Here is a 15,291-nt window from a genome sequence, read left to right as displayed (position 1 = left end):
CCGGCCAGGCCACCACGTGCCGCGCTCCGCGTGCGCGTCGATCTCCCTTTACTCGACACCGTCGTGTAACAAGTCGAACATAGCATCTCGGCGTCGATATGACCGACGCGGGTTCGCGTCCGTGTCACGTCATCACCCCCACGGAGAACCGTTATGCGAAAGTCGGCCCTGCGGCCTTTCGCGGTCGTTGGCCTGATCGCGCTGACAGCCCTCCTCGGCGCCTGCAACGACGACCTGACCGCACCCGCCGCGCCCGTCGCGCAGCAGAAGGCCGCGTGCGGCGGCGCCGTCGTCGCCACCGCGCAGATGCATTGCCCGCCGGGTTTCACCGCACCGGCATCGTCGCCCGCTTCCTGATACCGGCTGTTTTCACCAGAAATCCAATCACGAGCAACCAGCATGGCCAACCATTCGCGACGCGATTTTCTGAAGTTCTCCGCCGGTCTCGCCGGCGCGACCGCCGCCACCGCACTGCTTCCCGAGTCGATCCGCAAGGCGCTGGCGATCGAGCCGAATTCCGTGACGGGCACGATCCAGGATGTGCAGCACATCGTCGTGTTCATGCAGGAGAACCGCTCGTTCGATCACTACCTCGGCCACCTGAGCGGCGTGCGCGGCTACAACGATCGCTTCCCCGTCACGCTGCCGAACGGCAAGCCGGTGTGGTTCCAGCCGCGGCAGGAGGACAAGACGAGCGTGATCGCGCCGTTCCGCTACGACACGACCAACCCGGGCGTCAACGCGCAATGTATCGGCGGCCTGCCGCATACGTGGGCGACGACGCACGGCGCGATCGACAACGGCCGCGCGGATCAGTGGGCCGTACAGAAGTCGAACATGACGATGGGCTATCACGTTCGCGACGACATCCCGTTCCATTACGCGCTCGCGGATGCGTTCACGGTGTGCGACCACTACTTCTGCTCGATTCCGGGCAACACGCACCCGAACCGCATGTACCTGATGACGGGCATGGTCGATCCGCTCGGCACGGGCGGCGGCCCGCTGCTCGACAACACCGACTACATCGACAACCCGTTCGACAAGGTCCAGTTGCCGCCCTTCAGCTGGACGACCTACCCGGAGCGGCTCGAGAAGGCCGGCATCTCGTGGCAGATTTACCAGCAGGGCACCGGGTTCGACAACTTCACCGGCAACTACGGCACGAACATGCTCGCGTGCTTCAACAACTTCGTGAATGCGCCGGCCGGTTCGTCGCTGCAGACGCGCGGGATGAGCACGCGCCCGATCACGCAGCTGAAGGCCGACGTGCAGGCCAACGCGCTGCCGCAGGTCTCGTGGCTGCTGCCGCCCGCCGCGTATTCGGAGCATCCGAAGTTCACGCCGCTGTACGGCGCGTACTACCTGTCGACGATCCTCGATGCGCTGACGTCGAACCCGGACGTATGGAGCAAGACCGTCCTGCTGATCATGTACGACGAGAACGACGGCTTCTTCGACCACGTCGTGCCGCCGTCGGCGCCGACGCTGCCGGGCTCGGGCATGAGCACGGTGGACGTGTCGCTCGAGCGGCACAATGTCGTGACGTCGACGCAGGCCGGCACGTATACGGCCGACAACCTGCCGTACGGCCTCGGTCCGCGCGTGCCGATGTTCGTCGTGTCGCCGTGGTCGAAGGGCGGCTTCGTGTGCTCGCAGGTCTTCGATCACACGTCGGTGCTGCAATTCATCGAGAAGCGCTTCGGCGTGATCGAAACCAACATCTCGCCGTGGCGCCGCGCGATCTGCGGCGACCTGACGTCGGCGCTCGATTTCTCCAGATCGGATGCCACGCTGCCGACGTTGCCGAGTACGCAGGCATATGTCGCGCAGGCGGACCTGCAATGCTCGCGCGCGTCGTCGCAGACGGCGCCGGCCAGCACCGCGCAGCAGGTCGTGACGGCGCAGGAACCCGGCACGCGGCCGGCTCGCGCGCTGCCGTACGAGCTGCACGTGACGGGCCGGCTCCAGGCGCAAGGTTATGCGGTGACGTTCGCCAATTCGGGCACGCAGGGCGCGCACTTCTGGGTCTATACGGGCGATCCGACCGCGATGCCGCGCCGTTATACGGTCGAGGCCGGCAAGCAGTTGACCGACACGTGGGCGCTCGACGCGAACGGCAACTACCTGGTGAGCGTGTGGGGGCCGAACGGCTATTTCCGGCGCTTTGCGGGTTCGGCCGCCGCGGATGCCGCCGCGAAGCCTGAAATCACGCCGTGCTACGACGTGGCGAACGGCGACGTCTATGTCACGATCGCCAATGCGGGCACCGGCACGCTCACGGTCACGGCGACCGATGTCGCGTACGGCGGCGCGGCGCGCACGTTGACGATTCCCGCCGGGCAGCGCATCGAAGCGCGCTGGGACCTGTCGTGCAGCAGCCAGTGGTACGACCTGCAGTTCGCGGTGGCCGGCAACGCGGGCTGGACGCGCCGCATCGCGGGGCACGTCGAAACCGGCAGGGCCAGCGTCACCGATCCGGCGGCCGTCGCGCCGACGATCACGCCGATCTGACGGTATCCGGTGCGACGACGCACCGGCCGGCAGGAGCCGGCCGGCGCGTCGTCCTTGCGGGTTCGATGCCGAAGCGGCGGTGTCAGCCCGGCAGCCCGTCGTCATGCGCCATCATCAGCGCGCGCATCGCCGACCACATGCCGTAGTAGTGCACGATGTAGCTGTCCGCGCGGCGGAACAGCCAGGGCGTGTTGAGGCTGACGAGATCGGCCACGCCTTCGCCGTGCAGCTGTCCGTCGCGCTCCATCGCGCGAATGAAATGCAGCTGGTCGCCGTCGCTCGCGTAGACGCTCGACCGGTCGTGCAGCGCGGCGATCGTCGTCATCAGGTCGCGCAGCATCGCGTCGTTGCGTTCGGTGCGGCGGAACGCCATCACGCCCGAGTTGAACGCCCACTGGCCGATATCCTGCGCGAGCAGCCAGTCGCGCCCGTCGAGCAACGGTTCCAGCGGCTGCTGCTGATTCGCGATCAGTACGTCGGCATCGAGCCACACGACCCATTCATGATGCTGCAGGTACGCGTGCAGCAGCCACGGCTTGAACCAGTTGCCCGTTGCGTTCAGCCCGATCTCCGCGGGGATGTCGCGATGCACGTGGAGCGTGTAGCCGTGCGTGTCGCAGTAGCGCCGGAAATTGCGTTCGGCGACGCGGGCGTAGCTGCCGATGTTCGGCGTGTACAGCATCATCAGCGCAATCGGCCGGCCGGGATTGTACGTGCAGCGCTCGGTGGCTTCGTCCGGTGCGGCCGCGGCATGATCGAACGAGAACATCGGCCGGCCGGCGGCGCGGCAGCGATTGACGTACGCGACGAGCGTGTCGCGAAAACGCGGCGTCGCGCCCTTGCGCGCGGGATCGTGCGGCGTGTCGTCGATGCTGATCGCGAAGGTGGGCTCGCGGCTCCACATCGGATCGAGATGGGGGCCGCACGGCATGACGGCGTACAACCCGTCGATCAATTCCAGGTAGCGATGCGTGTCGAGCCCGTCGAACAGCGCGGCCTCCGACGTCAGCTTCGGCGCGCTGCCGAGCTTGCAGCGCTGCACGAGCTGCATCACGATCGCGCGCACGTCCGCCGTGTTGCGCCAGATCTGCACGTCGACCTGCGGCAGCGGCGGCGCGAACGCGTCGACCAGCAGCATGTCGCGCCCGGCCATCAGGCGTTCGAGCGCGACGGGCTCGATGATCGCCGCGTCTTCGCCGAGCAGCAGCACGAGTGCGTCGGGCTGCGCGCCGCGCAGTACGTGGAGCAGCGATTCGTAGCGATACAGCGGCCGCAACGGCAGCGCCTGCGGCATCGCGGACGCATCGACGATCTCGTGACGATAGCCGTGCGCCTGCGCGTACCAGCGGTGATTCTCGAGACTGGCGGGCGCGGGTTGGCTGAAATGGCTGAGGACGATCATCGCGCGCTCCGCAGGCCGGGAAGCGGCCTGCGCCGCAAGCGTTCGCGAACGCTCTCCATGTTCCAGAGCCCGAGGCAGCGATCGGACATCGGCACGGTGCCGATGTCGCCCCCGTAGATGATGCATTCGTTGCTGCCTTCGACGAGCAGCGTCAGCGGCGGGGCGAGGTCGAACGGCGGCATCTCGAGGTTGATGGGCGTCCACTGGCCGGTCGCGATTGCCGCGTTGCGCGGATAGCTGCGATAGATGAAGGTCGTGGTCAGCAGATAGCGCGCGCGGGTCGCGGCGAAACGCTCGAACGCACGGAACACGTCGGCGTGCGAAAAGTGGAACAGGCAGTCGCGGCAGAGGATCAGGTCGGCATCCGGCAACGGATCCCGCAACAGGTCGAGATGCACGAACCGGCGGTTCGGCGCCGCCCACGTTGCCTGGTTGGCCACCACGAGGTTTTGCACGATGTCGGCGCCGATGTAGTCGATGCCGTCGAGGTCGACATGGCGCATCCAGTTGAAATCGCCGCACGGCGCATCGAGCATCGAACGCACGCCGAAGCGGCGCAGCAATCCCGGCAGCTCGCGAATGACCTGCACGGTGTTTTTCAGCTCCGAACCCCACCCGGACACGCTTTCCTGCGAGTGCCACCCCTGTTCGTCGTGGATCTTCTGGAAGACTTGCGCGGCATCGTGGTCCATTCTGTCAGCCTTTCTTGTCATCGAGGTGCGGCGTGGTCGTGTGCGTGCCCGCTCGAATACCCCGGAAAAGCCTGCCGGCCGGTGGCGCAGCGGGTGGCATGAGTATCGCATAACGATCCGGCGGATTTGCACGGCCGCGGCGGGCGCTGACCATGTCTGACAGTGTGCGGACGGCGCTCCGCTAGAATGCCGGGTTGGCCGCCGCCGCTTGACGCGGGCGGCGCTCCGCGCGCTACACTGCGCCATGCCGCTCCCATTCAACCTTCCATCCTGCCGACGATGACGTCTCCTGTCCTGAACGGCCTGCGCATCGGTATCACGATCGGACTGCGTGCCCCTGACGAAAGCCTGTGGATCAACGGCATCAAGCAGAACGCGCTGTTTCTCGCGAAGCTGCTGATGGCGTCGCCGCACGGCTACCGCGTGACGCTGGTCAACACCACCGACGTGCCGCTCACCGACGCGCTGCCGTGGGACCGCAACGTGTACGACACGCGCGCGTTCGCCGACATGAAGGATGCGCTCGACGTGGTGATCGAGCTCGGCGGCCAGATCGACGGCGAGCAGACGGCCTACCTGAAAGCACGCGGCGCGAAGCTCGTCAGCTATTGCTGCGGCGTCGAGTACATCAACGCGATGGAGTCGATGCTGTTCGGCCGCCGGCTGTGGGATTCGCTGTTCATCAACCGCGGCTACGACGAGGTATGGGCGATTCCGCAGATCGCGCCTTCGTCGCTGCCGTTCCTGCAGTCGCTGCGCCGCTGCCCGGGGCGCGTCGTGCCGTTCGTGTGGGATCCGATGTTCCTCACCGCACGCGCGCAGACGTTGCCCGAGCACGGCGAATACCGGCCACGCAGCGAGCCCGGCAAGCGGCTGACGGTGATGGAGCCGAACCACAACGTCGTGAAGTTCTGCGTGTATCCGATGCTGATCATCGACGAAGCGTATCGGCGCGACCCCGACGCGATCTGCTTCACGCACGTGACGAACGCCGATCGCCTCGCGCACGACAGCCCCGAGTTCGTGATGCTGATGAATTACCTGGACATCGTGCGCGCGGGCAAGGCGAGCTTCGTCGGTCGCTTCGACACGCCGGTGTTCCTGGCCGACCTGACCGACATCGTCGTGTCGCACCAATGGTCGAACCCGCTGAACTACTTCTATTTCGACGTGTGCTGGCAGGGTTATCCGCTCGTGCACAACGCGAGCCTCGCGCCCGACCTCGGCTACTACTATCCGGACAACGACGTGCAGCAGGGCGCCGACGCGCTGCTGCGTGCGCTGCATACGCACGACGACGACTGGGAAGCATACACGCGGCGCCAGCGGGAGATCCTCGGCCGCTATACGTCGGCGAATCCGGCGCTCGTCGCCGAGTACGACGCGCTGCTCGCGAACCTGATCGGCACGCCGGCCGCATAAGGCCCGATTTTCCACGGCGTACTTTCATGACGCCGTCGGCCGCCATCGGGGTTGTCCCGCCCTAATGTCTGACGAAATGGTGCCGTTAAAAAAGAAACCGCCGAACCCGATCGGTTCGACGGTTTTGAAGGCACGAAATTGACGGCTCCGAGGGAAGTCCGTCGGAAACAATTTTATAGGTTAACAAGTCTTTAAGATTGTTAAATATGGTTCAATTCATAATCATCATATAAATAAAACTTGATATTATTGATTTGACGCGGTGAATTCTGTTTCGAGATTAAATAATGTCGTTTGCAGCGAGAAAATTGAATGCTGCGGTGATCGAATGATGCGCGGCGGCCGGTTTCCGGCGGATGGCTGCCCGGGTCGAGGGCCTGCGTCGCGGGCCCGTGCATCAATGGAAAACGGTGATTCGTGCATCTGCTTTAGTCTGATCAATTAACGATTTTTCGATTTGCAGTCCCGTAATGTCGTGAAAGAAATCGATTCGGATAAAACTGTCCGGGCGATGAAGATAAGCGAGCTGGATTCGAGGTTCCGTATTTTGTGTTGTGTAACCTGTCGCACTGTCGGCATGATGCGTGCATGGTGTATTGGCAGTAGTTGAATATCACTGAAAATATCGAATTTGACGGCGCGCCGAAGCGAAAAGTACGCTCCCGGAAAAAATCGTCATAACAGGATGGGCCGGGTAGGCGGCGGAGCGCGTCAGGGTAGGTTTGCTCCGCGTGTTTGTTGAGGTCGAGCCGCGATCGGCGGCTCGCCATTTGCCGGAGCGCCGGATGAATGCGGTCGAAGCTCGCCTGGAGGCGAATCGGGAAGCGAATCGTGACGAAATCGATCTCGTGTTCGGCGCCCCCGACGATCATGCCGACCTCGCGTCGGTACGCAGTTTCGTGGAAAGCCGGCTCGGGTTCGCGCACGAACCGGTGTGCCGGGCCGACCTGTCGGGCGGTGTGCTGTATCAGGAGCGTCTGGCGCGGTTGCGCTGGGGCGAGCGCGATGCGCTGCCGCCGCTCGCATTCCTGCCGCGCCTCGAGGCGCTCGGGCTGATGCGCTGGTTCGACCGGCTGGTGGTCGGCCGGACGATCGACGCGCTGCGCGCCGATCCGGCCGCGGTGCTCGGTTGCAACGTCGCGGCGGCGAGCGCGGTCGTCGACGACGCGTGGCTGGCGATTTTCAGGCGGCTCGAGCGCGAGCCGTCGGTGGCGGCGCGGCTGGTGGTCGAGATCACGGAGACGGGGCCGCTGAACCCCGTCGCGGGCCGGTCGTTCGTGAACCGCTTCCGGCAGGCCGGTTGCCGGATCGCGATCGACGATTTCGGCGTCGGTTTCAGCGCATTGAACAATCTGGTGGTCGGCAATCCCGACATCGTGAAGCTCGACCGGTCGGTCTTGTCGATGATCAAGCGCAACGCGATCGGGCGTTACCAGTTCCGCAGGCTGATCGCGTTCGCGCACGAAGGCGCGCGGCACGTCGTCGTCGAAGGCGTGGAGAGCGAGATCGACCGGCAGATCATTGTGGATGCCGGTGTCGCCTGGGCGCAGGGCATCCGCTTTTCATGGCGGTCGCCGGCCGCCGTGTGACGGCGCGGGAACGGGCGGGGCGGCGTGCACGACGCGCCGGTGCCGGGCGAGGGTGAGACGAATCGCAAAGGGGTGTGGCATGGCGGGGACGAAGGCCGGAGCCGGAACGGGCACGCAGGCAACCGATGCGCGCGACCTGGTCGCGATCGCCGAACTGGCGGACATGCTGTGGCAACTCGGCGCCGAGTCGACCGATGTGCCGATCGATGTCGCGCCGTACCTCGACGGCCTGAAGGCCGTCGCGCGTCGCATTCAGCGGATGAAACCGATCGATGCCAACGGCCGCGAGCTGGCGGCGCGGCACTATTACGCGGGCGTCATCGCCGGCGCGTGCGGCGACGATTCGGCGATCGCGCGCGGCGTGTCCGACAGCCTCGCCAGGCAATCCGGCAGTGCAAGCGGGCAGGCGGTCCGTTGTTTTGCCGTGCTCGCCCGCATGGGACGGCGGCATGGCCGCGTGTTCGCCGCGCAAAGCGGCGATCGCGTGCCGGTGTAGGGCAGCCGCCGCGCGTGCGGGCCCGCTGCGCCGCGGCGGCTCGGTCGCGCGGCCAGTCAAGCCGGTCAATCCTTTCCGAAACCGCCCAGCACCAGCGCCATCGCGCGGTCGACTGCATCGTCCCATCGGCCGACGTGCGCGGCGCGCACGATCCGGATGCCCGGATAGAGCGCGCTGCGCGAACCGGTTTCCCAGCGGGCGTCGGCTTTCGGGCTGAGCAGCAGCACGGCCGGTACGCCGAGCGCGCCGGCGAGATGGATGTGCGCGGTGCAGGTGGTCACCACGGCGTCCATCGCGAGCATCAGCGCGGCCAGATCGCTGAAATCGCCGATCGCCTGATGCGGGAAGGTGACCGGCAGGTCCGACTGTTCGGATTGTGCGGACAGGTCGCGGTTGATGCAGTACGCGGCGTAGCCGTGCATCCCGGCAAGCGGGGCGAAGTCGCGCAGGCTGGCCGCGCGATGGAAGCGTGCGTCGCTTTCGTCGCGTCCGCGCCAGTTGAGCCCGATGCGGCGCGTACCGGCCGCGTGGCCGTCGCGCGCCACGCGCTCGCGCCATGCGTCGGCATGCGCGGGCGGACACGCCAGGTAAGCGGGTGGCGCACCGTCCGGCGCCGGCGCGTAGCCGAACTGCGCGGCGAGCATCAGGAACGAACACCAGTAGTCGTGTGCGATCTGCGATGTGTCGACCCACGCGCCGTGCGCGCCGACGAATTCGATACGCGGGAACGTATGGCGCAGCAGGCCGGCCAGCGCGTCGGGCACGACCACGGTCACGCCGGCGCAGCCGAGCGCGTCGAGCGCATGCAGGTAGCGGGCGTACTGAAGCTGGTCGCCGATGCCGCCGTAGCTGAGCACGAGCAGCCGCTTGCCGTGCAGCGGCTGGCCCTGGTAGAGCCGCTCCGTCGGCAGCCCGAACTGTGCGGACGTCAGCACGTTTTCGCTGTCGATGGTGGCGCGCGCGGCCTCGTCGCGCCGGCCGGCGCGCAGCAGCAGTGCCGAGCGCGCCAGTTCGATGCGCCCGCGCGCCGCGTCGGGCAGTGCGGCCGGGTCCCCGAAATGGTCGAGTGCCGCAAGCCCGGCCTCGGGTGCGCCGGCGAAGCCGTAGCACGACGCAAGCTGCAACGCGATCGCATCGTCGTCGAGCCCGCGGCCGCGTGCGCGTTGCCAGCGATCGATCGCATGCCCCCACTCGCCGCGCGACTCGTGGTCGAGTGCGCGGTTCCAGTTCGTTTCGGGCGCGTCGGCGTCGGCGGGCGCGGCCGCCGCGCGATCCGCGCCGTTTCCGGTCGCCGATCCGACGGCGAGCGGGTCGCCCGAGATCAGCAGGCGCTGCCGGTCCCAGCGCGCGTTCGGCACGCACAGCATGTTCAGTCCGTCGATCCGGTAGAACGTATAGTCGAGACCGGCGAACGTATCGATGATCGGCGCCTCGCCGACTTTCCAGTATTCGATCCAGCACCACGGCAGATGCGTCTCGATCAGCCGCCGCGCGCCGCGCAGCGCGTCGATCTCCATTCCTTCGATGTCGAGCTTCAGGAAATCCAGGCGCGGCAGGCCGAGCGAATCGAGCCGGACGACCGGCGTTGGCGTGCCGCCTGACGTTTGCCCGTCGACGAGCGACACCGAACCGAAATCGGCATCCTGCCCGTAGTCGACATCGGGCACCTTCATCGTGCCGTTGGCGGCGGCCAGCCCCATGTTCAGCAGGTGGAGGTTGTCGAGCTCGTTGAGCGCGATGGTGCCGCCGAGCGCATGGAACAGCGTGCGCTGCGGCTCGAATGCGTACACGCGGCCGCCGCGCGCGCGCAGCCGGTGCGCGACCGGCACGCACACGAGCCCCGCGTTCGCACCGCCGTCCACCGCGATCGCGCCGTCGGGCAGTTGCTCGATCACGTGCAGGATCGTGTCGAGTTCGCCCTGGATATGTGGCCGGCCGGTCTTGATCAATGCCTCGGCCTGCAGCGCGCAGTGACGGTTGATGAGAAACGGGCCGTGGATCGAATCGATCACGACGAAGTTGCGGATGGTCTGGTTCATGGACGTGAACGCGAGCGAAGGCGGTCAGCCGAGTGCGCGGCCGGCGAACAACGTCTGGATCTGCTCCGAGTACGCGCGGACGTTGTGCTCGGCGAGCGTGTCGACCTGGTGCAGGCAGCGGCGCGCCGCCGCCGCGTAGTCGTCGAGACGCGCGTCGTGCGTCTGTGCGGCGGTCGCGATCGCACGCGCCGCATCGAAGATCTCGAAGTCCGGATAGTAATAGCCGACGTCGCGCAGGAACGGCGAGTTGTGCACGAGCGGGTAGTTGCCGTACAGCGCGTCGTACAGCAGGTAGTTGAGGCCGTTTTCCCAGTGGTGTGACACGACGATGTCGGTGTGATGCGCGGCCCACGCGACGAACGGCGCGCGCACGTCGGCGGTCGCCTTGCCGTCGCGCACCATCTCGAGCCCGAGCGCGAGATGCTTGAAGGCGACGTTTTCCTTCTTGTCGAACGTGTTGGTCATGTACACGTGCTCGACGAGCTCCGGATGCGCGACGTAGCACGCGTTCGCGGCGAGCATCGGCACGATCGCGCTCTTCACGACGTTCAGGTTCGGCTCGAAGAACGCGATGCGCTTGGCCGTGCCGTGATTGCGGTAGCCGAAGCGCGCCTTCAGTTCGGGATCGGCGTCGAGGCTGCGCTCGATGAAATACGGCGACCAGATGTGCGGCAGCTCGATCACCGGCGCGCGGTACACGGCCTGGAAATAGGCCGCGCACGTGTGCATGTGCTGCGGGTTGGTCCAGATCTCGTCGAACTGCACGCGGTGCGGGTTCGGCTTCCAGTCGTTCTTCTCGAAGTTGATCGTCTCGACCGCGATCACGTAGTCGTTGCCGAAGCGGTACGACACGCACTTGCCGCCGCGCCGGCGCACGGCGTCCGTGTGCGACGGATCGACGAACGCATTCATCTCGATCAGCAGGTCGGTCTGGTGGACGACGGCCGACAGCGGCCGCAGCGCGTCGCCGAACGCGTCCATCATCAACGCCTGCGGATACTCGGTGATGCCGTTGTCGTGCGCGAGCCAGACTTCGCCGATCAGCGGCGACTGTTTCAGCAGCATGTACAGGTACACGCAGTGCTGGTTCGCGCCGTTGTACCAGATCGACTGCGTCGCGTCGCGCTGCACGTTCATCGTAATCGCGACATTGAGTTTCATCGGGGCGGCTCCGTGAGGCGGGCGGCTTATTGCGCGAAGTTCTGCGACTGGCGCGGCACGTAGCCCGTCAGGTGCCAGCGGCCGTCGTCTTCGAGGCGGAAGCTCAGCTTCTCGTAGACCGTTGCGCCGCTCGTCAGCGTGGTGGTGTAGTCGACGTTCGCGTAGAGGCCATCGGGCGTCGTCGACGCATTCGTGTAGCGGATCCGCGTGACCTGCGCCCAGCCGCGACGGCTGACCGCGCCGACCGACTGGCGCGCATGCTGCATGTCGGCCGCGAACTGGTCCTGCTTGATGCGCGCCTTCACGAATGCGGCGGCGTCGGTCCACACCGCGCCGTACTGGCCGGCGTCGAGCTGTTTGAACACGGCATCCGAATCGCGGAGCAGTGCGTCGGCGGAGTCGCCGGCCGATTGCGCGTGCGCGCCGAGTGCGATCGAAGCGGCGGCGCAGCCGATCAGCCATCTGGCGCGGGTAAGAGGCAGGCGTGCGTTCATGTCGGAGTCCGGAAAGGGCGGCGCGTCACGCGTCGCGGTAGAGGGTGGCGATCGCGTCCGTATAGGCCGCGACGTTCTCGGGGTTGTAGATGCTGACCGAGTCGAGCACGTGCTTCGACTGCTCGCGGTACGCGTCGAGATTCGCGTCGTGCTCGGCGAACGCCTGCAGCAGCGCGCGGCCGCCGGCCTGGCAGTCGAAGTCCGGATAGAAATACCCGGCCTTGCCGAGGAACGGCGAGTTGTGGATCAGCGGATAGTCGCCGTACAGCAGCTCGTAGTACAGGTAGTTCTGCGCGTTTTCCCACGTGTGCGACACCACGGCATCGCCGTACGCGGCCATGAACTCATACACTGCGTAACGACTTTCGAACGTCGTGATGCCGTGGTTCACGATGTCGAGGCTCTTCGCGAAGTGGACGAACGTCGTATGTTCCTTCAGGTGGATCGTGTTGCACACGCGCACGAACTCGAGGAAATCGGGCTTCGCGCGATATGCCTCCTCGGTCACCAGCATCGGGATGACGCTCGTCTTCACCATGCAGATGTTCGGCTCGAACATCGTCACGCGCCAGCGCGGCTTGCCGGGCTGATAGCCGAACGACAAACCGGCGCCGAGCGTCGCCCGCGCCTTGTCGAACAGCATCGGATGCCAGATGTGCGGGACGATCGTGACGGGCGCGCGCAGGCCGGTCTGGTAATAATGCAGGCACGAGCGCTCGAACTCGGGAATCGTCCAGACCGCGTCGTACGGCGCGCCCGAGAACAGGAAGCCCGACGGCTTGTTGAACATCGCACGTTCGATGTCGATCACGTAGTCGTTGCCGACCCGCATCGTGACGACCTTGCCGCCGCGGTCGCGGAACGCGCGCAGGTAGTCGGCACCGAACTGCGCGCTCATTTCGATCAGCACGTCGCAGCGCTCCAGCGCTTCGTCCATCGACAGTAGCGGCACGTCCCACTCGCCGAGCATCATTTGCGGATCGGCGACCTGTTCGCCGCCGTTCACCATCACGGCTTGCGCGACGAGCGGCGACTGGCGCAGCAGCAGGATCAGCAGCAGGCAGTTCTGGAAGATGCCGTTTTCCCATAGCGACTGGCCGGCGCCGCGCACGAACAGCGACACGCCGACGACGAGACGCTTGCCCTCGCCGGGCGCTTGACGGGCATTGGAGTCCGACATGCGTATGCTCCGGTTCAGGCGACCAGACGCGAGACGAACGCGTCGAGGTTCGCGGGGTTGTCGATCGAGACCGATTGCAGCAGCCGGCCGGCTTTCGCGCGGTAATCGTCGAGGCGTTCGTCGTGATGCAGCCACGCCTCGAGCAATGCGCGGCCGCCCGCGGCGGCGTCGAAGTCCGGATAGTAATAGCCGGCGTCGCCGATCAGCGTCGAGTTGTGGATCAGCGGATAGCCGCCGTACAGCACGTCGTAATACAGATAGTTCTGTCCGTTTTCCCAGTGGTGCGACACGACCGCATCCGCGTGGCGCGCCATGAAGCCCGGCAGATCGAGTCGCGGTTCGAACGTCGCCTTGTGCTGGCGGACGAGGTCGAGGCTGTTCGCGAAGTGCACGAAGGTCGGATGTTCCTTCATGTGCATCGAGTTGACGACGAACATGTGTTGCACCGCGTCCGGCCGCGCGCGGTAGAACGCGTCGCACGCCAGCATCGGGTAGTGGCAGGACTTGGCGACCGAGATGTTCGGCTCGAGCATCGCGAGGCGCCACGGGCGCTGGCCCGGCCGATAGCCGAACGATGCGCCTTCGCCGGCGAGCACGGCGGCGCGGCGCTCCAGGAAGTATGGGGACCAGATGTGCGGCATCAGGTGGACGGGCGCCCGCAGGATCGTCTGCAGCATCGGCGCCGCGGTCTTGTCGTATTGCGGCAGCAGCCACACTTCGTCGAACGGCGCGCCGTTGAACACGTGTCCCGACGGTTTTCCGAAGATCGGCGTTTCGCACAGGCCCGCATAGACGTGCCCGCAGAAGAACGCGGCGATCTTCTTGCCGAGCGCCTTCATGTGCCTGAGCCATTCGACCGGCAGCTGCGCGCCCATTTCGATCACGACGTCGAGTTCGTGCGTGACGTCGGAGGGCTTCACGAGCGGGATGTCGAGGCCGTCGAGTTCGAGGCCGGCCGGCAGCGCGTTCGCGTCGCCGCCGTTCAGGAAATAGACGGGACCGACGCGATCCGAGCGCTTGAGCATCATCGCGAGGAACGCGATGTTCTGGTGAATGCCGTTTTCCCAGATCGCCTGGCCGTCGCGCGCAAACAGCGAGATGCCGACCGCCGGCCGTTGCTTGCGGGTGCCGCGCGCGGCGGCTTCATTGATGTCCGTCACCGGTTGGTTTCCTCTGCGGCGTCGTGCGTCCGGGCATCGCGTCGAGCGTCTGGCCTGGAAGCGGCGCGCCGTGGGTTGTCATGGTTGGATTCGCGCCGGTGCGCCGCGGCACGCGAATCGGGCGACGTGGTTCGCGAGGGCGGCAGCCGGATTCCGGCGTGTCGTCGGGCACGCCTGGCACGGCGCGCGATTCGGGCAGGCTGCCCCGGCGACTGTCTGCGGCGATTGTGGCATGGAAATCGCCGTTTTTGGCAGGCCGTGACGAACTTTGACATACCCGCCGGCGCACGGGGGCGGGGCGCCGGCGAAGCGGCGCCCGCGTTGCCCGGCGCGGCGCTGGCGGCCTGCCGGACCGGGCCGCCGCACGTGCGGCGGCCGGCTGCTCAGTGCTGCAGCCGGATTTCGACGCGGCGGTTGCTCGCGCGGCCTTCGGGCGTCGCGTTCGACGCGACCGGATCGGCCTTGCCGCGGCCCGACACCGTCATCGAGTCGGCCTTCAGGCCGTGTGCCTTCAGATAGGCGGCGACCGATTCGGCGCGGCGCTTCGACAGCGCGAGGTTGTAGTCGTCGCTGCCCACCGAATCGGTAAAGCCGGTGACCGTCACCTGCGAGTACGTGTGGTCCTTGCGCTCGTTCAGCAGGCGGTCGAGCGATTCGCGCGCCGTCGGTGCGAGCGTTGCGTGGTCGGTGGCGAACAGCGCGTCGCCTGACAGGTTCACCTGTTCGACAACGGCGGCGGTGGCCGGCGTGGCGGCCGAGGCCGCTTCGGCCGGTGCGGCGCCGCACTGGAACACGAGCGTCGCGGGATCGGACTTGTCGCGCAGCGCGCGGGCCGAGTCGACGGCGCGTACCGGCTCTTCGCCGCAGATCTTGCGGGCGGCCTTCATGCAGGTCTGCGGGCCCGACAGCAGGCCGTGGCAGTCCACCTGGAAGGTACGCACGCCGTCGCGCGGCTGCAGTTCGGAGGCGCTGAAGGTCGGGCCGGATGCGGTCGAGCATGCGGCCAAGGCCGTTGCGGAGAGCGCGAGCGCAAGAGCGAGTTTGTTCACGGTTACATCCTCAATGCTTGGGTTGACTGAAGCCCGCCACGGGTTGCGCGGCGGGCTCGTCTGGCCGTCGGGGCCGCCACGGGCCGTCCGGCT

General features: G+C 66.6%; 13 protein-coding genes. 5 read left to right on the top strand and 8 right to left on the bottom strand.

What is annotated here, in order from left to right; translation table 11 throughout:
• Window positions 1-153 precede the first annotated feature (153 nt).
• Together AC0KUR_RS07960 and AC0KUR_RS07955 are read left to right on the top strand one after the other, a co-directional pair.
• Window positions 154-357: a hypothetical protein gene (locus AC0KUR_RS07960; RefSeq protein ID WP_034190574.1), complete on the top strand. Its 204-nt coding sequence runs from the start codon at window positions 154-156 to the stop codon at window positions 355-357.
• Window positions 358-399: 42 nt separating this feature from the next.
• Complete coding sequence (locus AC0KUR_RS07955) at window positions 400-2,514, top strand: phosphocholine-specific phospholipase C (protein WP_059557471.1); 2,115 nt, start codon at window positions 400-402, stop codon at window positions 2,512-2,514.
• A gap of 82 nt (window positions 2,515-2,596) precedes the next feature.
• Here AC0KUR_RS07955 and AC0KUR_RS07950 read toward each other — a convergent pair whose 3' ends face one another.
• Both AC0KUR_RS07950 and AC0KUR_RS07945 read right to left on the bottom strand, forming a co-directional pair.
• Window positions 2,597-3,916, bottom strand: a complete 1,320-nt coding sequence (locus AC0KUR_RS07950) for a glycosyltransferase family protein (protein ID WP_473375653.1) — start codon at window positions 3,914-3,916, stop codon at window positions 2,597-2,599.
• Entirely contained in the window at window positions 3,913-4,608 is a 696-nt protein-coding gene (locus AC0KUR_RS07945; protein ID WP_185733127.1) for a class I SAM-dependent methyltransferase, read from the bottom strand. Before AC0KUR_RS07945 ends, AC0KUR_RS07950 begins: the two co-directional genes overlap by 4 nt.
• A gap of 279 nt (window positions 4,609-4,887) precedes the next feature.
• Here AC0KUR_RS07945 and AC0KUR_RS07940 point away from each other — a divergent pair, with 279 nt between their 5' ends.
• From AC0KUR_RS07940 to AC0KUR_RS07930, 3 genes are all read left to right on the top strand, one after another.
• A complete protein-coding gene (locus tag AC0KUR_RS07940) occupies window positions 4,888-6,030 on the top strand; it encodes a DUF2827 domain-containing protein (protein ID WP_034190571.1) in 1,143 nt (380 codons plus the stop codon).
• A 785-nt stretch (window positions 6,031-6,815) separates the two neighbouring features.
• On the top strand, window positions 6,816-7,619 hold the full coding sequence (locus AC0KUR_RS07935; RefSeq protein ID WP_034190570.1) for an EAL domain-containing protein: 804 nt from the start codon (window positions 6,816-6,818) through the stop codon (window positions 7,617-7,619).
• A gap of 79 nt (window positions 7,620-7,698) precedes the next feature.
• On the top strand, window positions 7,699-8,115 hold the full coding sequence (locus tag AC0KUR_RS07930) for a hypothetical protein (protein ID WP_034190569.1): 417 nt from the start codon (window positions 7,699-7,701) through the stop codon (window positions 8,113-8,115).
• Window positions 8,116-8,180: 65 nt separating this feature from the next.
• On the opposite strand, the gene AC0KUR_RS07925 is transcribed toward AC0KUR_RS07930, so the two are convergent.
• From AC0KUR_RS07925 to AC0KUR_RS07900, 6 genes are all read right to left on the bottom strand, one after another.
• The gene (locus AC0KUR_RS07925; RefSeq protein WP_473375652.1) at window positions 8,181-10,154 is read right to left on the bottom strand and encodes an FkbM family methyltransferase; all 1,974 of its coding nucleotides are present in this window, start codon (window positions 10,152-10,154) and stop codon (window positions 8,181-8,183) included.
• A gap of 24 nt (window positions 10,155-10,178) precedes the next feature.
• Window positions 10,179-11,315, bottom strand: coding sequence for a DUF2827 family protein (locus tag AC0KUR_RS07920; protein ID WP_124671050.1), 1,137 nt, complete (start codon window positions 11,313-11,315; stop codon window positions 10,179-10,181).
• A gap of 26 nt (window positions 11,316-11,341) precedes the next feature.
• Complete coding sequence (locus AC0KUR_RS07915) at window positions 11,342-11,809, bottom strand: DUF4019 domain-containing protein (protein ID WP_473375651.1); 468 nt, start codon at window positions 11,807-11,809, stop codon at window positions 11,342-11,344.
• A 25-nt stretch (window positions 11,810-11,834) separates the two neighbouring features.
• On the bottom strand, window positions 11,835-12,989 hold the full coding sequence (locus AC0KUR_RS07910) for a DUF2827 domain-containing protein (RefSeq protein ID WP_034190565.1): 1,155 nt from the start codon (window positions 12,987-12,989) through the stop codon (window positions 11,835-11,837).
• A gap of 14 nt (window positions 12,990-13,003) precedes the next feature.
• On the bottom strand, window positions 13,004-14,149 hold the full coding sequence (locus AC0KUR_RS07905; protein WP_034190564.1) for a DUF2827 domain-containing protein: 1,146 nt from the start codon (window positions 14,147-14,149) through the stop codon (window positions 13,004-13,006).
• 383 nt (window positions 14,150-14,532) lie between these two features.
• On the bottom strand, window positions 14,533-15,198 hold the full coding sequence (locus AC0KUR_RS07900) for an OmpA family protein (RefSeq protein ID WP_034190563.1): 666 nt from the start codon (window positions 15,196-15,198) through the stop codon (window positions 14,533-14,535).
• Window positions 15,199-15,291: the final 93 nt, after the last annotated feature.

Source organism: Burkholderia sp. YHN3-13 (genome assembly GCF_055810675.1).
Note: the sequence above shows the minus strand (reverse complement) of the source record. Positions and strands in the feature narration are given on the sequence as shown.

What these genes read in the sequence shown, in the direction of transcription:
- AC0KUR_RS07925 (WP_473375652.1), bottom strand. Translation starts at nt 10,154, where the DNA reads ATGAACCAGACCATCCGCAACTTCGTCGTGATCGATTCGATCCACGGC.
- AC0KUR_RS07935 (WP_034190570.1), top strand. Translation starts at nt 6,816, where the DNA reads ATGAATGCGGTCGAAGCTCGCCTGGAGGCGAATCGGGAAGCGAATCGT.
- AC0KUR_RS07915 (WP_473375651.1), bottom strand. Translation starts at nt 11,809, where the DNA reads ATGAACGCACGCCTGCCTCTTACCCGCGCCAGATGGCTGATCGGCTGC.
- AC0KUR_RS07920 (WP_124671050.1), bottom strand. Translation starts at nt 11,315, where the DNA reads ATGAAACTCAATGTCGCGATTACGATGAACGTGCAGCGCGACGCGACG.
- AC0KUR_RS07945 (WP_185733127.1), bottom strand. Translation starts at nt 4,608, where the DNA reads ATGGACCACGATGCCGCGCAAGTCTTCCAGAAGATCCACGACGAACAG.
- AC0KUR_RS07930 (WP_034190569.1), top strand. Translation starts at nt 7,699, where the DNA reads ATGGCGGGGACGAAGGCCGGAGCCGGAACGGGCACGCAGGCAACCGAT.
- AC0KUR_RS07950 (WP_473375653.1), bottom strand. Translation starts at nt 3,916, where the DNA reads ATGATCGTCCTCAGCCATTTCAGCCAACCCGCGCCCGCCAGTCTCGAG.
- AC0KUR_RS07940 (WP_034190571.1), top strand. Translation starts at nt 4,888, where the DNA reads ATGACGTCTCCTGTCCTGAACGGCCTGCGCATCGGTATCACGATCGGA.
- AC0KUR_RS07910 (WP_034190565.1), bottom strand. Translation starts at nt 12,989, where the DNA reads ATGTCGGACTCCAATGCCCGTCAAGCGCCCGGCGAGGGCAAGCGTCTC.
- AC0KUR_RS07960 (WP_034190574.1), top strand. Translation starts at nt 154, where the DNA reads ATGCGAAAGTCGGCCCTGCGGCCTTTCGCGGTCGTTGGCCTGATCGCG.
- AC0KUR_RS07955 (WP_059557471.1), top strand. Translation starts at nt 400, where the DNA reads ATGGCCAACCATTCGCGACGCGATTTTCTGAAGTTCTCCGCCGGTCTC.